This window comes from Rothia sp. P4278 (assembly GCF_048512945.1).
Classification (GTDB): domain Bacteria; phylum Actinomycetota; class Actinomycetes; order Actinomycetales; family Micrococcaceae; genus Rothia.
The window spans coordinates 103,961-125,615 of sequence record NZ_JBLXXU010000003.1; the positions used below are offsets into that span (position 1 = coordinate 103,961).

General features: G+C 54.7%; 13 protein-coding genes. 2 read left to right on the top strand and 11 right to left on the bottom strand.

Annotated elements, in window-relative coordinates:
* Positions 1–30: 30 nt before the first annotated feature.
* From ACN085_RS07540 to ACN085_RS07565, 6 genes are all read right to left on the bottom strand, one after another.
* On the bottom strand, positions 31–417 hold the full coding sequence (locus tag ACN085_RS07540; RefSeq protein WP_419111104.1) for a hypothetical protein: 387 nt from the start codon (positions 415–417) through the stop codon (positions 31–33).
* Positions 418–6,117: a DUF6531 domain-containing protein gene (locus tag ACN085_RS07545; protein WP_419111105.1), complete on the bottom strand. Its 5,700-nt coding sequence runs from the start codon at positions 6,115–6,117 to the stop codon at positions 418–420.
* A 148-nt stretch (positions 6,118–6,265) separates the two neighbouring features.
* Positions 6,266–6,547, bottom strand: coding sequence for a pyrophosphorylase (locus ACN085_RS07550; protein ID WP_419111106.1), 282 nt, complete (start codon positions 6,545–6,547; stop codon positions 6,266–6,268).
* A 260-nt stretch (positions 6,548–6,807) separates the two neighbouring features.
* Complete coding sequence (locus ACN085_RS07555; protein ID WP_419111107.1) at positions 6,808–11,100, bottom strand: FtsK/SpoIIIE domain-containing protein; 4,293 nt, start codon at positions 11,098–11,100, stop codon at positions 6,808–6,810.
* 95 nt (positions 11,101–11,195) lie between these two features.
* The gene (locus ACN085_RS07560) at positions 11,196–12,461 is read right to left on the bottom strand and encodes an ABC transporter substrate-binding protein (RefSeq protein ID WP_419111108.1); all 1,266 of its coding nucleotides are present in this window, start codon (positions 12,459–12,461) and stop codon (positions 11,196–11,198) included.
* The gene (locus tag ACN085_RS07565; protein WP_419111109.1) at positions 12,462–15,431 is read right to left on the bottom strand and encodes a hypothetical protein; all 2,970 of its coding nucleotides are present in this window, start codon (positions 15,429–15,431) and stop codon (positions 12,462–12,464) included. It lies immediately after the preceding gene.
* A 178-nt stretch (positions 15,432–15,609) separates the two neighbouring features.
* Between ACN085_RS07565 and ACN085_RS07570 the strand changes: the two genes are divergently transcribed.
* Positions 15,610–17,565: a serine/threonine-protein kinase gene (locus ACN085_RS07570; RefSeq protein ID WP_419111111.1), complete on the top strand. Its 1,956-nt coding sequence runs from the start codon at positions 15,610–15,612 to the stop codon at positions 17,563–17,565.
* Positions 17,566–17,736: 171 nt separating this feature from the next.
* Here ACN085_RS07570 and ACN085_RS07575 read toward each other — a convergent pair whose 3' ends face one another.
* Both ACN085_RS07575 and ACN085_RS07580 read right to left on the bottom strand, forming a co-directional pair.
* Positions 17,737–17,943, bottom strand: coding sequence for a cold-shock protein (locus ACN085_RS07575; RefSeq protein WP_419100254.1), 207 nt, complete (start codon positions 17,941–17,943; stop codon positions 17,737–17,739).
* Between the two features lie 266 nt (positions 17,944–18,209).
* Positions 18,210–18,629, bottom strand: coding sequence for a GNAT family N-acetyltransferase (locus ACN085_RS07580; protein ID WP_419111112.1), 420 nt, complete (start codon positions 18,627–18,629; stop codon positions 18,210–18,212).
* A gap of 87 nt (positions 18,630–18,716) precedes the next feature.
* Between ACN085_RS07580 and ACN085_RS07585 the strand changes: the two genes are divergently transcribed.
* Positions 18,717–19,238, top strand: a complete 522-nt coding sequence (locus ACN085_RS07585) for a hypothetical protein (protein WP_419100256.1) — start codon at positions 18,717–18,719, stop codon at positions 19,236–19,238.
* Between the two features lie 111 nt (positions 19,239–19,349).
* Here the strand turns inward: ACN085_RS07585 and ACN085_RS07590 are convergent, their stop codons facing one another.
* The 3 genes from ACN085_RS07590 to ACN085_RS07600 are packed head-to-tail and all read right to left on the bottom strand — an operon-like array spanning position 19,350 to position 21,627.
* A complete protein-coding gene (locus ACN085_RS07590) occupies positions 19,350–20,099 on the bottom strand; it encodes an amino acid ABC transporter ATP-binding protein (RefSeq protein WP_419111113.1) in 750 nt (249 codons plus the stop codon).
* A complete protein-coding gene (locus tag ACN085_RS07595; RefSeq protein ID WP_419111114.1) occupies positions 20,092–20,769 on the bottom strand; it encodes an amino acid ABC transporter permease in 678 nt (225 codons plus the stop codon). Before ACN085_RS07595 ends, ACN085_RS07590 begins: the two co-directional genes overlap by 8 nt.
* A gap of 33 nt (positions 20,770–20,802) precedes the next feature.
* Entirely contained in the window at positions 20,803–21,627 is an 825-nt protein-coding gene (locus tag ACN085_RS07600) for a transporter substrate-binding domain-containing protein (protein WP_419111115.1), read from the bottom strand.
* Between the last annotated feature and the right edge of the window lie 28 nt (positions 21,628–21,655).

Consider the following 21,655-nt stretch of genomic DNA (forward strand, 5'->3'; position numbering starts at 1 on the left):
GATATTCACACCACAAAACCAAGAAAACGACTACTTCTCCGGAATAATCACATACTCAGCAGCAGTATTCCCCGGATTCCACGACAAAGGACCAATCATAAAAACCAGCTTCTGCCCCTGATACTGGTTCACCAAATCAATATTCTTCAACAGATCATTGGTGCCACCCTTAACCTTATAGGTAATAATAGGGCCACACTCAAGAGTTTCAATCCACATCTTGTTCTTCGTTGAAGCAACTCTTGACCCACTCCCGCCTGCGGAAAACCTCGCCGATTCAACAGTACATTCCTTTGGCTCAGCATAGTGAAAATTTATATAGTCAATAGCTGGAACACTCAGAAACATCAGCAATAAAAAAATTCCAAAAAATGCACCCCAGAGAATTTCTTTACGAGTCCATTTCCTCTTTTCCATCTATTTCCCTTTCACAGCCTTTACTCTTTTCGATCTTTCTTTCCTTGCCTCGTTAACCTTCTCAGTCACACCTTCAGACACACTCTTCACCCCTTCGTCATGCGCCTTAGGGATGTTGAATCCTTCCTCCTTGATAAGGTAGTTCGTGAACCCTTCAGCATAATCGCCCACCACATCAGACAGATTTGTCACAATAACCGTTGGGACATCCAATTTATACAGGACCTTCTGCACAGGCTTTGATGTATAAGCTGGAACCAGCAGGGAGCTAATAGGCGCAGCAGCCACCGCCCGCAGATACCCCTCAGGAGTCTGCTCATTCAAGGGCGTATTCATGGCATAGTCCATCACGTTAGTCACCGTTGCTTCGCCAACCTCCTTAAAGGTATTCGCCAAAGCAGTCACCCACGCAGACATCACTCCAAACCGCGTACTCATCTGGGCATTGAACTCAACGATTCTGTTAACCACAGGAATCTTCGATATCAATGAATTACCGATGGACTGAAGTCTCTGGCCGAACGCCTGAAACGGCGCAAAAACCTTGTTGAAATAGGCCTTCCCCTTCCCCGCAAAATTGTAGATATCATCGCCATACTGGATGAGCTTATTCGCAAAGTCATCAATTTTAGGGCTCAGGTTACGGAACCAATTGGCAGCATCATCAAAAAACTTAGAAGCAAAACCTAACTTCGTCCCTATACGGCCAACAACGGAGAAAATTGCTCCGCCCATGCCCCCGGTCCAGCCCCCAATGGTGGTGGCATTAGCCACCTCTTTCCAGTTAATAGGCTCCCCTGTAATCCACAGATTTATCCCTTGAAAGAGCAGTTCAAGGCCACCTGAAATCAACATGCCCTCAAGCATCAACCCGCCAATAGGTGGGGCCAAAAAACAGAGAGCTATCGCCACGACAACTGTAAAGATTAAGGTAACGTACGGCCCGTAATCGTCCCACCATTTCACGCCTTTATCCCAGGTTCTGCCCAAGGTATCAGCACGATAATCCCCAAACTGCTCAGCAGTCATCGGCGAAGTACCCCAAGGGTCCACCAAGGCGGTCGGCGCATTACCCACAAACGAATAAACATTCGCACCCCAACCAGCGCCCACAGGCGACACCACAGGATCAGGGCTCATAAACCCACGAGAAACAGGGTCATAAGCGCGAGCCCCTAGAACTTCCAGCCCAGCAACCTGCACAGAACCCGCAGCAGTCACACCACCGGCCAGGCCAGAACCAAACTCAGAAACCACCGGCGAAGCGGCAAACGGGTCCACACCGCGGGCACCCAACAAATCCACACCAACACCGGTAGCCAAAGACACCGGCACACCGCCGGTACCCAGCACAGTAGGAACAGCAGCGGCAGGATCCCACACCAGCTCACACGGTGCAGAACCATCAGCACCAACAACACCGGCAGTCTGGCTCAAAGCATCATTCCACAAACGCACCACCGAGGCACCATCATCAGCAACCTGCGCCAACAAACCAACCGGCGAAAACCCATACTCACGCACCGAACCATCAGCACCCCGATGCTGAACACGACGGCCCAAACCGTCATAAACAAACTCAGAAACCCCAGCCTCAGAGTCCTCAAGCCGTACCAGCTGCCCAGCAGCATCATAAGAATACTCACGGCTAACACCAGCAGCAGTTACCTCACGAATCAAAAAACCAGCATCGTTATACACAAAAGAATGAGTACCCGCACTAGAAACAACACCGGTGAGCTGGTGCGCATCATCATAGGTAAACAGACGAAGCCCATCAGCGCTATCATCCACACCGATAACCAAGCCCTCAGCACTGTAATAGGTAGTCCGGGTAACCTCTTCGCCACTTGCGGTAGTGCTCTGCTCAACACAAGCCCAGCCACCATCAGCCTGATAAGCAGGTTGGCTGCCGTCAGTGCTATCGCTCTGACCCTCAGAGACCCGAACCGCAGTGGGTACCACGTCAAAAGAACGTAACACGGTGCCCGACCGGTCAGTCACCTTCGACAAACGCCCACCCCGGTCATAGTGATAGAACACCGATTCACCGCTGGCACCACGCACCAGGGAAGAAAGTAACCCGGTGCCCTCATCGTAGGAGTACTCGGTGACCACACCATCAACGTCAACGGTCCGGCGATTACCATCGGGGGTGTAGGAAATACGCACACTATGCCCATCCCCTACAAGCCCACCGCAAGTAGAGTGTTCTGCCAAACGACCCAAACGGTCAGCAACCAAAGTATGCACCACCGGCGCACCCTGGCCCTCATCAACCAAAGAAACCCCATACCCGGTGTAATCAAAAACCCGAGTGGTACGAGAAACCGCATCACGCTCAACACGCGAAAGCAACCGGGCATTAAAACGGGTAGTCGCCAACAAACCGGCACCATCGTAGGTGTACTCTAACCGATCCCCATCAGGGCTAGTAGTACCCACCAGACGGCCTGCCTTATCGTACCGGGCAGTAGTAACCCTACCCAGGGCATCACGCGTAGAAAGTAGCTGACCGGCGGCATCATAGGTAAAAGTACTCACCGCACCGGTAGGGTCAGTCATCGAGGCGACCTGACCATCGGGGGTGTAGGTATAACGGGTTTTACCGCCTAGACCGTTGGTAGCACAGACCAACTGACCGGCAGCATCATAGGCAAAACGACGGGTACCAAACTTCAAATCAGCGGCGTAGGTCAAACGGCCACAGGCATCGTAAGCATAACGAGCTGTACTGCTGTTAGTCCGCTGAACAATCACGCGGGAGGTAGCATCGTAGGTTAACTCTTCACGCTCACCGACAGAAGTTGAACGCACGACCACACGAGAATCCGCGTCGTACTCCAAAGTAGTTACCACACCGGTCGGCTCGGTCATGGTCTCAGGGCGGCCACACGCATCGTAGGTGAAAGTGGTGACCCGGCCCTCAGGGCTGGTAATAGAAGTAATCTGCCCGCGAGCATCACGCCCAATCAGGGTCAGGTTGCCCTCCGCATCCAGAACCTCAACCACGTTACCCGCGGCATCGTGAGTGTAGATTTCCTCGGACCCGTCAGCACCCGTTTCCTTGACCAAACGGCCGTAGGAATCATAGTGCGAAGTGTAGGTGCCAAAGGCATTCCGTACCTGGGAAATACCGGCCTGCCGCTTCTGTTCAGCTGTGATACGTACACCAGTGGGATCAACCAGAGCAGCCAGCTCACCGTTAACGTCAAACTCTCGCAACCACTTATTGCCCAGGGGGTCAATAACGGAGGTACCCTGCATCAGCTCATCGTACTCAAAGCTCCACCGGGCACCGCCAGCCGTCAAGACGGACTTGATATTGCCCATAGAGTCAAAAGTCCGGGTGGTTTCACGCCCCAATGGGTCGATTACTTTAGCAAGCTCACCAGCGGAGTTGTACTCCAGGGTAGTGACTGCACCCAGCGGGTCTGTAAGAGTCTTAACCTGCCCACCGGCGCCATAGGTAAAGCGCCAGAGCGCACCGTCAGCATCCTCACGAGCCACAAGCTGGCCAGCCGCATCGTAGGTAAAGGAAGTAGTGTGGCCCAGCGGGGTAACAATCTTAGTCACGCGACCAGCAGAATCACGTTCAAAACTCACCCGGTCGCCCAGGGCGTTAGTAGCCCCCACAATGTCGCCAAAAGTATCGTAGGTCAGGGTCATAGGCACACCGGTAGGGCCAACCATAGAGGTCAGAAGTCCCTGTTCCCACACCATCTCGGTGCGCCCACCCAGGGCATCCATCAGAGTGGAGGGGTTGCGGTCAGCACCGCTAGCATCGGCGTACTCGTACGAAACCACTGCACCGCTAGCAGTCACCAAAGTAGTGATACGGTCGTGCTCATCGTACTCGTAGGTAAAATCCGCCCCTTCGGGGGTTACTTCACGGGTCAGCAGACCGCGCTTATTGTAGGCACGGACCGTCATAGAGCCGTCACGTTCGGTAACGGAAACACGGTTATTGAAGGTGTCATAAGCCATGGACTGGCGGTTGCCCTGGGCATCAATCATACCCACCAGGCGGCCGTGGGCATCAGAAATCCAAGAGTTAGCGTGCGAGCCGTCCTCATTGGTCACCAGGGTTACGCCATTAGAGAGGTAGGAGTACTGGCGCACCACGCCGTGCGGGTACTTCTGGGAACGCACACGGCCCAGGGAATCGTAGAAGTTCTCAACCTCAACCGTGCCGTCTGCCGCAGTGACAGAGCAGATGAGGTTCTCCTCATTATGAGCGTAGTAGCGAGTACCCACGGGGGTTGAAACCCCGGTCAGCAAACCTGAGGCACTGTAGAAGTACTCAACACGGGTGCCGTCATGGGACTGGGCGTAAGCAACCCGGCCATCGGAATACTCAATGTCAATGAACCGGCCACGCACATGCTGCAGGCGGGTAATCTCACCGCTGGCATTGCGGGTGGCGGTAACAGCGTCACCGGTAGTAGCACCGTGAGCCAGCCACTCACCGGCAGGGGTAAAAGCCCACCAGGCACCCTGGTTATCGCGGACAACCAAAACCTCAGCAGGTGCAGGAGCAAGTTCAACGGGGAGCTGTGAAGCATCCTCCCGGGTCAGCCACAGAGCATGAAGGTGGGCGCGGTCCCAGCCCTCCCCTTGACGCGGGAAAATCAGGTGCTGGCCATCTTCCTTAACCCAGGTAGCGTTCTCGTCGGTCAAGATTAGGCGCATATCCAGCGGTGAAGACCAGCCCAGCCCAAAAACGCCGGCGTTGGAGTCCACCGCATTATACATGCGGGTAAGAGCCAAAGCGGCGGAAGCACCGGTAAAAGCAAGGTCGGTTTCGGGCTCAATAAAGTTACCGGTAGCAGCGTTGACAGGGTCACCGATATAACCAGCTGAACTCTCAGAACCCCGAATGGTTGGTGTATCGATTCTCAGGCATGTACGGGAAAAGCTTCCGGCTCGCCCAACAGCAGCTTCCATAGCGGAGTAGGGCATAGAGGCAACGGCGGTCGCATTACCATCGTTTGCCCGTTCAAGCTCATCCGCGATACTACGAAGCCAGATGTTATCGTCTTTATTACTTGCCAGCCACGCTCCCAGTTGATCAGGTAGCTCACCTACATCGATGGGAGCCCATGTGCAGTTAGTGTTGTAATCCTCAAGTACCTTTTTTAGATCAGCCACCTTTCCGTCAAATTTAGAGTCCATAGTGTCAAGGGAGTTGGCACCCTCGCGGATATTCTGCGGGATACCTGAGACGGTTGGCGCAGCGACTCCAGTAGGAGCCTTAGAGGGAGCTTGGAATCGCGAGAGTGTGGGTGAGGGCACCGCTGGAAGTGAAGGGGCAGGTGGGATTTCACCACTTAATAGTGCGTCACCAATCGATGAATATATACGCGCGTCAACCGCTAAGAAATCAACCCCCAATTTAGCCAGACGTCCTGCAACATAAATATTAGCTTCTCTAGCCGCCTCAGCAGCACGATCCATGAGATACCCAACGTCTTTCAAAGACTTAGCGAGCTGAGCTAGGTCGCTGAGTGCAGACTCCGCATTAGCTTTGTAGACATGGGCATAGGGCCCTCTAAACTCTGTCAGGATTTTGTCAGCCTGAGCCGACCGCCCGGCCATCTGACCTTCCAATTCATGAGCAACAGACTCAAAAGCGGTTTTTACGTTCTGAGCAGTTTCGTCGTTGAAAGGAACCTTCTGAGATTTGATGTATTCAATCACACCCACGGGCACAATCCTTACAGGTAAAAGCAATATTGACTAATCATCAGCGCGCAACGCACCCAGTCGTCAAACAAAGTAAATGTTGGAGGGAGCTAAGAGACACGCCGTCTCTTAGCTCCCGGTGAGAGAAAACCTTGGGCGGATACTAGGAAGCGCCACCAGCAGTAAAGATGTTATCTGCAATGGTCTGAAGCTGCTGCTGCAGTTCGCCCAGCTGGGTCTTAGCCTGTTCCAATGCCTGGCTGGTGTCAGGCCAAGTGGAATTACGGAACTGCTCAGCGAGGGGGCCATCCCAGTTGTTGGGATCCTTCAGGATAGAACCCTGAGTGTTAAGAGCAGAAATCTGCTCAGACAGGCCGTTGTTAATGATTGTCTGAATCTGCTTAATAGCTGACTTAGCTTCGTCCGAAGAGAGTACGCGAGCCATGAGAGGCACCTTTCGTGAGGGTATAGTTTCCGGGAACTAAAGCCATGCCCACATGGGTAAACTGTTAGCCCCCTCCTAGAGACTACTAAAAAATGTAGAAACCAGAGAACCCTGTGGATAAAAACTTACCCCGAACCAAAAGCTCAGAAGCAGAGGAAACACGGATGACTAGGTTAAATAGGAACAAGCAATCAGGAGTGTAGAGAATAAAAAGTTCAAATATTATCTTTGTTTACGCACTCTAACAGACAACTCACCACCTAGGGAGTGAGGGCCTGCACCAGTTGTACGTTGCCATTAGACACCGTATAACCTCGCCCAACAGTCAGCTCAACAGGAGACTTCCGAGGGAGGCGAGCACCCAAGAGATCACCGTCAAAATCAACGTTAGGCTGTAAGAGCACACCGCACTTAGCCTTCCGCAAGGGCTTGGTCCAGTGACCATAAAGGTTACGTATCTCATCAGCACGACCTGCCGCGACAATACACAAACCGGCAGGGGTCTTCTCGACCAGGCCTGCCAACGATTTATCGTTATCCGCGAACCCGTCGGCATCATCTACAAAAAGCACAACCGGACCGGTAGCAAGACGAAGCTGGGCAACCAGGGCGGGGATCTCGTCCTCGCCCACCGCAAGCTGGTCAAACTCCTGGGAGGCCAAAGGTGAACGACGAGAACAAATTGCCCACACCGCTGGCGGCTCGTGCCCCTGCTCAGCCTCTGCCCCCTTGATGAGGTCGCGCAGAGCCAGCAGCAAGGAGGACTTGCCCGAACGTGACGGGCCAGCAACCAGCACATGCTCACCCTCGTAGACCTCCACAAAGGCAGGTTTAAGGGTCTGCTCGCTGAGCCCAACAGGGATACGCCAAGGTTCCACCGTGAACTGGGCAGACTCACCCAGCTCACTCACTGAGACATGTTCTGGCAACTGACCAATCACCTCAGCCTTGGGCTGGTAGCCAGCCCACTGCTCTTGTAGGCGTTCGACAGCCTCCCCCAGCGGAACATCCGGAGTGGCAACATGGGTTTGCAAAAGTGAGGCAACGCTGACGCAGCGCCCAGGGAAAGCTGCAGGCAGATCCTTACCCTTAACCCCCTGAATGGAGTAGTCGTAGGTATCCGCCAAGCGGAAAAGCCACTTCTGAGTGGTGACCTCATCCATAGCTGCAGGTATCGCCTTAGAACGCGGAGTAGCAACAGCAAAGTGCATGCCCACAGAGGGGCCTTCGGCGTAAGCCCTATAGAGCATGTTTAAGAGAGCCTGCCCGTCAAAATCATCAAACTCATCTCTCAGGCTGGCCAGGCCGTCCACCAGAATCACCAGCGGCTTCTCGTGCTCAAGGCTTGCTCGACGCCGCTCCAGCTCAGACTGCATAAACCTCAAGAACCGGGCACGCTGCTCCTTAGCTCGGCCACCCTGCCCCACATAGGCCACGGTATGGGGTAGCTTGGACAGCTCTTTGAGGGACCCCGCGCCCAAATCAAGAACCATTAGGTCCAGGTTCTCAGGGGCACGGTGACGGGTAGCTGTCAGAGCGACGGATGCCAGTGTCGTACTAGTACCGCTACCGGGAATACCCACCAGAAGCAGGTTCCCCTTGGTCAGGTCCCAACCCACCGGTATCTGCCGTTGCAGGTGCGGCTGGTCCGCCAAAGCAAAATTAAGCTGTTTACCCTCAAAAGAGCCAACAGGCTCCTGGAGCTTACCCAACCCTGTGGTAATAGGCTCAGAGAAGCCCTCCAAGGCAACCCTCTCCCCCAGGGCCTCCGGCCACACCTGCCGGGGCTCAACAATACCCAACTCCTTGTGAGCCTCACAGACCGCATCAATGAGCAGGTCAAGGTCGTTATCATCAGAAACCACCTTGGGTTTCTCCACCAGCGGCTTGAGCGGAACACCAAAAATGCTGGACTCGCGTAATTCGAGCTGGGTAGCGCCCTCAACCGGGGTCTGCCCCGTCACCAGTGCGGTCTGCACAGCAGAGATGTCTTCCTGGCCCAGCTTCACATAAGCCCGGCCCATCTGGGTTCGTTCAATAGCGGAAGCATCGGGCACACCAATAACGTTGGACGAGTCTTCCTTAGACTGCACGCGCAAAGCCACACGCAGGTTGGTGTTAGCCAAAATGTCATCGTTCACTACACCGGCCGGGCGCTGGGTCGCCAAAATCATGTGAACACCCAGGGTACGGCCCACCGCCGCTACGTTAACCAGCGACTGCAAAACGTCGGGAAAGTCCTTAGCCAGCATGGCGAACTCGTCAATGACCAGCAAGATACGTGGCATAGGTTCAGCCGGGTTAGTGGCCATGTACTCCTTGATGTTATCCACGCCCTCACCCGCCTGGGCAAAAAGGACCTGCCTGCGGTGCATCTCCGCATCGAGAGCACGCAGAGCACGGTCTGCAAGCTGCTCATCAAGGTTACTAATAGTACCGATAGTGTGGGGCAGGCGCTCACAGGCCTTAAAAGCCGCGCCACCCTTAAAGTCAATCAGAATAAAGTTCAGATCCTCAGGTGAGTTTCGGGCCGCAAGACCAGCAACGAAAGTCCTGAGGAACTCACTCTTACCCGAACCAGTCGTACCACCCACCAGGCCGTGGGGGCCATCGCGCACGATATCGAGGAAGACCTTGCCGTCATCACCGATACCGATAGGGGCAGAGACACCTGTTTTCTCGCGCCACAGCTCTTTGATCTTCTCAGAGGTAGCCGGGGCAAGATCGAAAAGTTCAGGTGCCCGGACAAGCCGGGGCAGAGCAGCACCAGGAATTACGAGCTCGGGGTCATCAAAATGAGCGAGACGCATGGCCGCTCTTTCAGCGGTCTCAATCTCCATACCGGCAAGAACAATGTCTTCAATGAGGGTACGGTTCTCGGGCTCAAAAATATCCGCAGCAGCATCGTCTTTGACGCGGATAATGCTAGTACAGGCGGCAGGGAGCTGCTCTTCAGAATGGGCAATCACAATACCGGAGACCGTATGCTCCGTCGAGTCTGCACCGGCTCCCAGCTTCCTTACCTTCTTCTCACGCCCGTACCCCAGTAGGTCACGGGCAGGAGCGTCCCGCCCCTCAGTCAAGACCTCTGAGTCAAGCACCAGAACAAGTGCGGGAGTAATAAAGCGATCAATATTCTGAGCCAGGTTACGGAGCATCTCGGTGCTACTCTGACGGCCTGACGTCATCCAACGACCACCATTCGAACTCCCCGCCTGGCGGGTATGAGGTAACCAAGAAGCCCAGCCCCAATCGTGTTCCTTCCCCTGATCACAAAAAACACCTAAGGTCAGATCAGCGGGGCCAACATGGGTTGCCAGCTGCACCACCAGGCTCCGCGCAAGCGCCAGACTGCCCTCCCGCTGACCGACAATACCAACAACACCGCCAGCGTTAAGGTTAGCCATGAGGGGGGTACCCTTGAGCTCAAAACTTTCGTAAATTTTCTCTACGTCCTCATCCAAAGTGGAGCTAGAACGTGAATCAAGAGCAGGCTTCCACGGGCGATTACCGCTCCCCACACGAGTCAGCAGAAAATCCTCAGCATCAGCACGCCGCTGCCAGACCTGAGTGGTAGGCAGAGCACTACGGTGAAGGACAAGAGCGTTATGAGGAACCAGCTCTTCTCTGCGAGCACGCTCTACAGTCGCAGCGCCTTCAAGTGCTTCCTCAAACTCTTCAAGAGCCTGCGAATACCGCTCATCCTCAGCTTTCAGATCCTTCTTGTACCGGTGTTTACCCTCAAACCAGGTACCAATCATGACCAAGGGGCTAAGCAGTGCGAAGACCGCATAGCGGGGGTTGCCCATCATAATGACCATGGCCCCAGCCATAATCAGAGGGGCAAGGACAACCGCCAGGTTAAAGCGAGAGTTCTCATTGACGCTTTTACGTTGCGGCGGGGTCACCGATTTGGGGGTAGGAGGGAGCGCAGGTCGCGGAGGGCGGTTGAACGGGGCCGTATGCGACGGCGTGAGATTAGGCAGGCTCCCCGGAGCAGGAGATTGAGGCTCCCGCAGACTCGGCTGAAAGAAGAGGCAGGCTCCGCCGGCTTGAACCTCACCCGGCTCACTCAGCGTAACAGGCTCATCAGGCTCCACCTTTTTACCGTTCACAAAAGTGCCGTTCGTAGAACCACTATCACTAATCACAACACCTTCATCGGTGACCTGCGCGGTGAAATGCTCCCAAGAAGCGCTCTCGGTAGGAAGGGTCAGATCAGCCTGTTCGGAACGCCCAAATACCATAGGCCTCTTCTGCGTCACAGGCTTCAGGGGACCGGTCTGCAAACCCCCGCTCAGGCTGACAACCCAGCTAGAGTAAGTGCAGGCACTCTCAAGAGGGGCGCGACTTACCCGCGAACCCTCCATCAGTATGACCTGGTCAAGGTGTTCACCCGCACGCACCTGGTGAGTATCTACATAAATGCTCTCATCATCATCCAAGCGTGGCCCACCAACCGTGGCAACTAACTCGGCAAGGGTAGTTGTCGCCCTCCAGCTATCAAGCTCCACCGGCAGGTTCAGTGAATCAATCGCAATCGTGATACGCATTTATTCGGGTTTCCTAACGGTTGGGGGAGGATAACATCTCAACTTGCGCTGAGAAAGAGGGTAAACGCAAGGGGGCTAGGCCCAGTATCAGGTCTCTAAGCTTTCGGGAACCATTGGACACCCGCCCTGGCGCTAGGCAAAGAACCTCTCATATAGAGATTACCTATTGACGAGGCAAGCAAAACCGGCTTGGCCTGAACAGCATGTTGGGACGAAAAATCAAGGCTCCCGCTGGTGACTCCATCTGCCGGTGATAGCTTGAGCCCCTCAAGCGTTTCTTTAACGTCCTTAGCCTTATGAGAAGGGGAACCTTCCATGGCACGCACAAAAGCTACCAGCGAATCGTGGCTACGGGAATCGGCAGCCCCCGCAACCTCGCTAAAAGGCTGATCGCCTAGGGGGCTTGTAGCGTCAGAAGAATCGCTCATAATCTTCACCATCTGGAGGTAGGCAGACATAGAGCGGCCCTCACCATCTGACTTCAAGGCAACCGCATCACCACTGTCGTAGCCGATGCTGACAGCATTGATAGTAGAGCGCTTGACCTCCCCAGAGAGATAGCTTGCCCCAAAAGCAGGGCTAGTTGCACCCGGAGCGAGGATAAGTTCCGCATCAACACCAAGATCCTGCAAGGAACGCACAACCCTAGCCTGAAGGTAGGGGTCAGCATTGATGGCGATAGCAACCGGGACCTTGCTGTCCTTGACCTGCTGCGAGAGATCCCGCGCAAGCTGCTCAGTATCAGTACCTGCTGTTACCTTCACAACCTGGTCAGCAGGATACTCAACGCCACCAAAGTTCTCCTGGTCAAGGCGGATAAGGCGCTGACCTGCATTGTGAACCGCCATCAGATTTTTCATGCTGTGATCATCGACCTGAAATGACCAGGTCCCCTCCGCATCGGGGGAATCGTAGGGGAAAATGAGAGGAATATCGAGCTGCTGAGCCAGGTCAATAGCCTCCTTGAGGTGCTTACCGCGAGTAGCCACAATGATTCCAGAAACATTTTGCTCAGCCAGCGAGCGAACTGCCGCAAGAGCACCGCTTGCTGTGCCACGGTCATCTTCAGTAACCAACGTGATACCGGCGCCGGCACGGTTAAAACGCTCAAGAGCGACCTGCGCACCGGCTGCTGCCTGGTTCCATTCAGACCCCTCAGCGTTCTCGTTACCAACGGTTACCAGCAAACCGATAGAGCCTCCCCTAACAGAACCTCCCGCCTTAAGCTCAACAGGCACCGTGACAGCAACAGCGTGGTCTTGCTCCTGAGCCTTCGTTTGGAAAATCGCCACCAAAACTAGGGATACGATCAGAGCGATAACAGCAATCGGAGCGCCAACAGTAGCTATTTTGCTTTTCATCTACTTGGCACCGCCCAGAGTGAAGGTATAGATAGTCTTAACCGTTGCGCCCGATGGTGCCTCAAGCTGGAAAGCAGGCATTCCATTGAGCTTTGCAAGCGAGGCCTTGTACTGTGCCTGCTTGAAACGAATCTCACCCATATCCTCTTCACGGAGAGTCGCGTACTTCTCGGCGTTCTGAGTAGCCAGTGAAAGCTGGTAGTCAGCTCCCTCTGCCTTGCTAGCGTTCAGGGTCAAAGATCCCAGAAGACCGGACCCATCAATCGTGGTGTCACCAACATCGAGCATAATTTTCTGAAGCTCGCTGGTCAGAACTGCTGATGCCCCAGCAACATCCTGGGTTGCCTGGTCATGGCTTTCCTGAATACGTTCAAGAGCAGACTGGGTACGAGCATCTGCCTGCTCCACCTGCTTCTGAGCGCTTTCTTTAAGCTGTTCCGTCTGTTCCTTAACCAGATTTTCGGCGCCTGTAGATAGAGTGTTTGATGTGAGGGTAAGTTCAGTCACCTGCTGCGAAAAGAGAGCGCTAATGCTCTGCTTGCCCTGTGAACCTTGCTCAGAAATTCTCCGGGTCTGCTGGCCAAGAAGCTCGTTGACTTCATCCGCGCTCTCAGCTGGAGCGGTCTCAGCCAACTTTTTAATAGCCTGAGCCATAGCATCTTGCTGAGCTGCAAGCTCATCGAGACTAACAGAAAGATTTCCGAAGCTTTCCGATAACCCCGGCATCGCCTCCTTCACCGCTTTCACAGAAGAGCCCTCAGAGGGATCAGGGGTGGCTGTGGCCGATTGGCTAGGGGAAGGATCACCGGGAGTAGGGTCACCAGGGCTTGGTTGAGGGGATTGCCCTTGACCCAGAGCTTGACGGAGCTTAGCTGTTTCGCTGAGAACCCCCTCAATATTCTCTGTAAGGGCACTCAGCTTCTGGGAAGCCCCAGAGGTCTCAACATCCACATCGGTAATGCTCAGAACACTGGCCCACAGGTCAGCCTGGTTCTTCAAACGTTGGTCAAAAGGCGCAGGGAATTTGGGAGACTGACCTATCGGGAGTGTACCGTCGTCTGCCTGACTCGTTGGACTGACAACAGCCAAGCTAGGCGAGGTAGATGGAGCAGGAGCCGCGCTCTCGGTGGAGTGCCCACTCGGAGTAGCGGACGGGCTGGGAGTAGCCTTCTCAGCACCGCACGGAAGATCGGTGAGGTAGCCTCGAAGCCTGTCAATTTCTTCCTGCGACAGCTTGCCCGCCTGTTCGGTGCCGCCATCAGATAACAGGCAGAGCTGATCAGCCAGCTCCTTGTTTTGCGAAACCATTGACATCTTACCGGCAGAGTCATCGGTAAGCTCAGCCAGGGCATCAGCGGCGGTCTGATGGATACTCTGAAGCAGGCCCCGCAAGGATTCAAGATCTTCACTCGATGACTTCATCTTCTCGTCGATCAGATTCAGAGTTGCTAGAACACTTGCCGTATCAACAGGCTCTGAACTTTCAGACGGTGAGGGCGCCGGGTCTACAGGGGGATCCTCAGGGTCGCTCGGTTCCGGGGAAGCCTGCCCTGGTGCTAGGGCATCCACCTTCTTCTGCAGATCCTCAAGAGCCTGAGTAGCGCTAGTGTAGTCGCTCATGACCTGACTCAAGGGGCCAGGATTGAGCTCATCAATGAGCGCCTGGGCATGTGAGCTGTGTTCAAGCATCAAGGCGGTCAATACTGTCTGGGAGTTAAAGACAGCGCAGGCTGCAGATACTGAATCCTTACAGGTTTCAGCGGTCGGGTTCTCGGGGCCCAGAATCGAATTCACGGTTTCCAAGACCTGATCACGGCAGTCAATATTTGCTTCGCTGTAAGCACCGAGTACATTCGACAGCTGAACCATGTTCGAATAAACAGTTGAACCGCCCTCAGGCTGGACAATATTAACCTGGCAAGTTCCAGCATCAAACACGGGTGCAGGGACTTCCTCGCCCTCACGTCCCAGGAAGCTCTCCAGCGCCTCAAGAGTCTGCTGAACTTGGGACACCAACTCACCTTGCGAACTCTGGGTACTCTCACCCAGGTTAGCCTTGAGACCGCCAAGCTTCTCCTGCAAATCAGCAAGCTGACCGGTCAAACGGTCAGAGCTCTGCTTAAGTTCCTGAATCGTCGAAGACTTCAGCCCCTCAGCACTCGAATTAAGGTTGCTACGGACAGAGGACATCGTCGCACCTGCATCTGCAAGTGCCTGGTTTGTTTCAGCAATCAGTTCAACAGTCTGCTGCATCAGCTCCAGCTCAGAAGTCTGCTCAGCACTAAAAGCCGACGACACTGCCCCTGAAGCAGTCAAATCACTAGTTAGCCCAGGCTGGACACCCACAGTGAAACGGGGAACCTTAAAGTCCTCAGTGGAAAGATTTACAGTAAAAGTTGTGCTGGCACTGCCCTTGGGGCCAGCAAGAATCTTGCCCCACTGAATGACAGCGTCCCCCTGATCATTAGTGCTCACGATGCCGTTGGTCTTACCCCTGCCAAGAGTCGCCTCAGACAGGACCGCCTGAGGCTTCACACCGGTCAGCGTGGTAGAAGCTGCAACAGAGAGAGGCGCACCGATCAGAGCGCTCTTCTTCTTCTGCACCCCGGCCACATCGTAGGTCAGTGCTTGAGACTGAACAGTCAGGTTCTCCACCGTAATATCAATGCTGACAGGACCGGTGAAGCCCTCAAGCTCGCTTAAGTCGCTACCGGACTTATCAGCTGTAGTGTAACGAGTCGTCACACGAACGGGTAAATCATTCACCGTTTCCCTCACGCTATAGTCGACCTCTTCGCTAGCGGAGGTACCACGTAAAGCATCAAAAGAGACGATAGTCGAACCAATACTCGACACCTCAGCCGAGTTAGTAAGCTCCACGTTCACATTCTGCAAGATGTTTGAGGCATCCACTGAAGCAGTATTTTGGCTAGAGCAACCGGTAAACAAAAGAGCAGCAACAGCTACCATGGCCGATAGCCTTTTAAACTTTAGATCCGGCGTCCGCCGCAATAGTGTTCTGGATTCAGAAGACATGAAGAGCCCATTTCATGAGGGAGTGTGTGTTGTTTAAAGCTACGCCCCATTGTATCGGGTTTTCAATTACACTAAGGGAGGCATTATGTCTTGAACTGAGGAAGACTAGGGTATGGCAGAGATGAGCGCAGGTGCACCACTCGGTGCCTCGTACACCCTGGTAGAGCAGGTAGGCAAAGGAGCCTCGGGGCAGGTATGGCGGCTTGACCACGCCAAAAAGTCTGAACCGCTGGCCGCAAAAATCCTCCACCATCACCTCACCGCAGACACCGCAATTGTAGAACGATTCGTCCGTGAACGATCCGTCCTCCTCAACCTCAACAACAAAAACATCCTTGCAGTACACGATCTTGTTGTAGAAGGAGAAACCCTGGCCCTAGTCATGGACTACTGTGCGGGTGGATCCCTACGGGAGGTCATACAGAAATCCGGCACCTTAGCGCCCTCACAAGCACTAAAACTCACCGCAACAGTCCTTGAAACACTCGCCTTCGCACACGGCAAGAACGTCATCCACCGCGACATCAAGCCAGATAATATCCTTTTCGCCCTTCCGGAAAGCTCACCGCGCAGCGAGAACCTGCGCATCACAGACTTCGGTATCGCCTCACTGATCCAAGAAGGAAAAGCACACACCACCACGCTTGCAGGCACACCCCACTATCTACCACCAGAGCTTATTCAAAACGGAGTAACCGGCCCCGCAGGCGATGTCTACTCGACAGGCATCATGCTCTACGAGCTCCTTGCAGGGCGCACCCCCTTCGCAGGAGAAGGCACCGACTTTACCGTCGCCTACCGGCATGTATCCGCCACAGTCCCACCTCTAGACCTGCCTGAGCCCATCATGCAGGAACTCATGAGCCTGCTCAGCAAAAACCCCGACCGGCGCCCCCACGCCCTAGACTCTGCGGGCCGACTACGCGCTTTAGCAGACAGATTTGCAGATCTGCCTGCGCTCACGCTCTCCTCTGAACCCAACAAATTCTCCGAAGTAGAACGCCCCAAAACCGTCATCCGAGGGTTAGCACACGACACCGCCCCTGCACTCAAGACCGAAGCTGACGAAACCGACGCCCCCAATCTAGGTCAGGCACCGCTCCCCACGGTCATCAGACCCGAGGCCTTACGACCAGCACAGCCTGCCCGCCAAAGTACCTCCACCGAAGCCCATGACACAGACGAGCAGAAAAAAGCAAAATCAAAAATGCTGTGGTTAGCTGTCATCGGTGCCATACTCCTGATCGCAACAGGGTGGGGAATCTACTGGGCAGTGTCGTCAAGCAGCCAGAACAAAGAACCGTTCACCGTAGTCGGCAGGCAAGAAAGCCCACTGCCCTCAGGGCTATCAGTTCGCCGGGAAGCAACCTACACACCCTCCACCTCCACGATCAACCTCAAAGTAGTCTACTCGGCACAGAAAGCACCGCTGTCCGGGGAAATCCTAGAAGTTCTCCCACCCACAGTTGAAGACGCAGCCTGCCCCAACGCCACCTGGGATAGAACCGACGGTCAACGCAACCAGCCAACAATCACTGATATGACCATAGAGTGCGGCTGGACCCTCAAAGGTATGGACATCAAACCCAACCAGGAGTACGAGGTTCAAGCACAAATCCAGGCACAGCTAGCTGACCAAAAAGCACTTGAAAGCTGGCTTGACACGGTATCTAGCCAAACCAAAGAAGCAGTCACCTCAGCCGACTACCAAAGTACAGCCTATATAGCCCAGCGACTCCAAAATATAGAGGTCAAAGTTCCCGCGCGAACGGTAAGCCAGACAGTCATACCTGTAAAACTTATCCCCGTATGGCCAAGCGGAGAGGACCTCCTCAACCCCATCTACTCGTCAGAAACCCCTGGCAAACCCACCGGTATGCTCCAAGCAATAGCCGGTCACGATAAGCCGCTCCGCTTCTCAGACGGCTGCTCCGGTCATATCGCTGTGGACGAGAGTGGCCTCAAAGTCACCGCACTTTCGGTAGCTGAACGGTGCACGGTACTGGCACGCGTGGGCAACTTTACCGACTTGCAAAGCAATAATTTCACCATCACCACCCGAGACTAAGACACTCCCCCGACTCAGCAAGTACTACAGGGGTAAAGGGATTATTGTCTGCCCTGTGGGCGACTAGAAACGGCCCGAGTTAGCTGGCTCTACCAGCCCAAGGGCACACAAAAGGTTTGGCCCCCGTCCATAGTGGACGGGGGCCGAACCCTTTATCAGTTAGCGCAATGCTTAGCTGAGAACGTTGATGTTCGCGGCCTGCATGCCGCGATCGCTCTGCTCAGGATCGTAAGCAACTGAGTCGCCTTCTTCGAGTGAGCGGTAGCCGTTTGAGTTAATCGCTGAGAAGTGAGCGAAAAGATCTGCTGAGCCGTCGTCGGGCTGGATGAATCCGTAGCCTTTTTCAGCGTTAAACCATTTTACAGTGCCAGTAGCCATGTGTTTTATTCCTTCTGGAAAATGCGTCCAAACCTCGAACGCTTAAGGTGTGCCCTCTCTTTTCCCAAGGAGATGAAACGCAAAACTAAAAACAAAATTCTAAATTCTTACTACACCAACCGGTGGGCACGTCTCTGACTCTACAGCACCCCGGCGGCTTTGTATGCATTATGTGTCGCAGGTCTCCTTTGTGGCTGCAAATGCAGCTCAATACCCCGACTCTTAGGCGCCAAGCACCTGATGAAAGCCAAGAAATCTAGCGGTTTTTACTTAAAGGAGGCCAGAGTCAGGCAGTTATAGTCACCCACGGGCCTAAAACCACGGGAAAGGTAGAGGTCAATAACATGCTTGTTACCCTCATGGGCATCTGTAGAAATATAAACCTGACGCACCCCACCAACGGCCTCCAGGGCGGCATCGAGAAGAGAGCTACCCACGCCCTGCCCCTGGGCGTCCGGGTGCACCAATAGATCCTGGATGTAGGTAATCGTCACGCCGTCCCCGACCGTTCTCACCAAGCCAATCAACCGACCAGAAAAGTCACGCGCGCAGGCCAGATAGTGCGACCCTCTGCACATGGCCACCAGATTCTCAGGCTTTTCAGTGTAGGCGGACCAGCCCACCGAAGAGTAAAGCTCCTCAAGCTCACCCCTGGCAGGGACAAGCCCCAGCACTAGATCAAACATTTTGCCCCCTCACCGATATGGGCCGCTCGCTAGGTCTGGGGAACAGCAGCCAACTGTACCGCCAGAAAATCACCTTAGTATTAAACTATGCAGAAAAAATCACAGATAGACCAGCTGGGCAAACTAAAACCCCAAGACGTAGCCCACCGTGTTTCGGCCTATACTTACGGCAACATCCTAGCCCTAGGGGCACTCATCCTCACCAAACCCGGTCAGATTGCTCAGGGCCACACACTCACTGTTCTGCTAGCAACCGGGCTCACCACCTACCTGGCTCACTTTCTAGCAGAAAGCCAGGAGCACCGCCTCTTGCACGGCAAGGCACTCACAGGTCAAGACATCATAAAAGCCTTACGCAACGCAGTGCCCATCATGAGCTCGACACTACTACCGGCTCTCTTTATTGCCCTAGGTTCCTGGGGTTTTCTCGCTCCCCCCACAGCCTGGTTCCTAGCGGTCACAGTGCTACTCTTACGGCTGGCCTCCATGGGGTTTGTAGTAGCGCGCTACCAGCAGCAAGCAGCCAGCTTCCGGACCTTACTTGGTGGAATCCTCTTCGCCAGCCTCGGTCTAGTAGTGGCCCTACTCAAGGCCCTGCTGACGCATTAGCAAGCTACCCTAACCCAAGCGTACTCACCCAGCGGCTAGCCATATCGGCCTGTGCAGGTTCGCATAACCAGCCAGGGTCAGACCCAATAGGGCGCTAGGTGACGAAAATAGCTAGATGCGGTAGTCCGTCATCTCAAAGATTTGCAAGAAGCGGGCGATACGCTCATTGGTGGATTGGAAGAAAGGCTCGGGCGCACCGTTATAGAGCACCTTCCCTCCGTCCAAAAAGATGATGCGGTCCGCAACCCGGCGGGCGAAAGCCATGTTGTGAGTGACCACCACCAGGGAGCGCTTCTCCCGCGCTAGATCAATCAGAACCCGGATGACCTCGGCTTCTAGCTCCGGGTCAAGGGCACTGGTAGGTTCGTCAAAGAGTAGGTAGTCCGGGGACACCGCCAGGGCGCGGGCAATAGCCACCCGCTGCTGCTGACCACCGGAAAGACTATCTGGGTAAGAACTAGCCTTATCTCCCAACCCCACCTTGTCCAAGAGCTCCAGGGCATACTGATGGGCAACGCCCTTGCCTACCTTCCCATTCAGGACCGGGGCAATAGCCACGTTCTGAACAGCGGTCAGGTGCGGGAAAAGGTTGAAACTCTGAAAGACCATAGCCGAGTGTTTGCGGATACTCCGCACCTGCTCATCGGTCAATTTGCTGGAAAAATCAACCGAATCCCCCGCAAGATCCAGTACACCAGCCTCCGGTACCTCTAGCAGGTTGAAACAACGCAAAAGTGTTGATTTACCGGAGCCGGAGGGGCCCAGAATCACCGTGGTCTCACCACTGGTGAGCTCTAGGGAAACCCCGTTCAAGACAGTTTGCTCACCAAAGCTCTTGGTCAGGTTCTGCACACTAAGCATGAGAGCTCCTTAGGTAGCGGCTGGTGCGCTTTTCGAGGGCCTGCTGGGCAACCGACAGGACGGTAAAAATAACCAGGTAGATAAGGGCAACTTCAAGGTACATAGCCAGGGGCTCAAAAGTACGGGCAGCGACCTGCTTACCGGACTGAAAGAGGTCAACCATAGAAATGACCGACACCAGTGAGGTTCCCTTAACCAGATCAATCAGGTCGTTTCCCAGGGGCGGCAGGGCGATGCGGGTAGCCTGAGGTATCACCACGTGGCGCAGGGTCTGCTTGCGGGTCAGATTCAGGGTACGGGCGGCCTCAAACTGGCCACGCGGTATAGAAGCGTAAGCCGAGCGGAAAGTCTCAGCCACATAGGCCCCGGTATTCAGGCTCAAGGCAATAACCGCAGCAGGCCAGGGATCAAGAGTGATGCCCAGCCTGGGTAGCCCGTAGAAGACCAGGAACAACTGCACCAAAAGTGGTGTACCCCGGAAGAACCAGACAAAGGCGGTAGCCAACCAGTTGAGGGGGTTATACCGGCTCAGGTTGCGGGCGGCTGTCGCCAGCAGACCTAGCACCAGCGCAAGCACAAAGGCAACCAGGGTAAGAGGTACTGTTACCTGCACGGTAGCCAGCAAGAGGGAGGGCAGAGATTCTGCCCACAGTTCTAGGTAGCGGTCCATGATGTCCTAGAGATCTTTCTCCGGGCGGGCCGGTTAGGCTTTAGCCGAAGGACTGAGATCAAGACCTACATACTTCTGGTAAATAGCCTTAAGGTTGCCATTTTCCAGGTTCTTGGTGATGGAGTCGTTGATGGCTTTCTGGAGGCTGAGCGCGCCCTTGGGCATGAGGATAGCCGGCTGGGATGCCTCCCCCAGCAACCCGTCAAGCAGGCGAATGGGGGCATCGGGGTGCTGTTCCTTGTAGTAGGCGAAGGTGACGGCATCGTTGCCTACGGCATCTACACGGCCGGTGAGTACCTGCTCAATGGCCTCGTCGAAGCCGGTCACAATGGTCATCTTTGCGCCTGCGGCCTCTAGTAGGGTGCGGAAGTTGGAGGTTTCACTCGATGCGGCAGTCGCGCCCTTGAGATCCTCAATCTTCTGTAGGGAAGAACTCTCCAGAACAGCCACCCTGCCCTCAGAAGCAAGGTAGGGGATAGAAAAATCGTACTTCTGCTTGCGTTCTTCCGTGGGGGAGACATTATTGATGACAAGGTCGTAGCGGTTGGAGTCCACACCGGCGATCAGCGAGTCCCACTGGGTTTCGATGTATTCTGCTTTGACACCCAGATCGGCGGCGATGAGGTCGGCAAGATCCTTTTCCATACCGACCAGCTGGCCGGATTCATTGTGGTAGTTCCAGGGCGCGTAGGTACCTTCTAGGCCAACACGGAGAGTCCCGGAATCTTTGATGGCCTGGAGTTTATCTCCTGCATCAGTTGAGCTGGCCTGAGAGGATGAGCCGCAGGCAGACAGGGCAAGCGTCACCAAAGATGCACCGGTCAGTGACAGAGCGCTACGGCGGGTGAGGGCCTTCATGGGTTGGTTTTCCTTTCGAGGAGCTTGA

Bases quoted from the DNA above. Each gene is read 5' to 3' on its own strand.
- ACN085_RS07540 (WP_419111104.1), bottom strand. From the start codon at position 417: ATGGAAAAGAGGAAATGGACTCGTAAAGAAATTCTCTGGGGTGCATTT.
- ACN085_RS07550 (WP_419111106.1), bottom strand. From the start codon at position 6,547: ATGGCTCGCGTACTCTCTTCGGACGAAGCTAAGTCAGCTATTAAGCAG.
- ACN085_RS07555 (WP_419111107.1), bottom strand. From the start codon at position 11,100: ATGCGTATCACGATTGCGATTGATTCACTGAACCTGCCGGTGGAGCTT.
- ACN085_RS07560 (WP_419111108.1), bottom strand. From the start codon at position 12,461: ATGAAAAGCAAAATAGCTACTGTTGGCGCTCCGATTGCTGTTATCGCT.
- ACN085_RS07565 (WP_419111109.1), bottom strand. From the start codon at position 15,431: ATGGTAGCTGTTGCTGCTCTTTTGTTTACCGGTTGCTCTAGCCAAAAT.
- ACN085_RS07570 (WP_419111111.1), top strand. From the start codon at position 15,610: ATGGCAGAGATGAGCGCAGGTGCACCACTCGGTGCCTCGTACACCCTG.
- ACN085_RS07575 (WP_419100254.1), bottom strand. From the start codon at position 17,943: ATGGCTACTGGCACTGTAAAATGGTTTAACGCTGAAAAAGGCTACGGA.
- ACN085_RS07580 (WP_419111112.1), bottom strand. From the start codon at position 18,629: ATGTTTGATCTAGTGCTGGGGCTTGTCCCTGCCAGGGGTGAGCTTGAG.
- ACN085_RS07585 (WP_419100256.1), top strand. From the start codon at position 18,717: ATGCAGAAAAAATCACAGATAGACCAGCTGGGCAAACTAAAACCCCAA.
- ACN085_RS07590 (WP_419111113.1), bottom strand. From the start codon at position 20,099: ATGCTTAGTGTGCAGAACCTGACCAAGAGCTTTGGTGAGCAAACTGTC.
- ACN085_RS07595 (WP_419111114.1), bottom strand. From the start codon at position 20,769: ATGGACCGCTACCTAGAACTGTGGGCAGAATCTCTGCCCTCCCTCTTG.
- ACN085_RS07600 (WP_419111115.1), bottom strand. From the start codon at position 21,627: ATGAAGGCCCTCACCCGCCGTAGCGCTCTGTCACTGACCGGTGCATCT.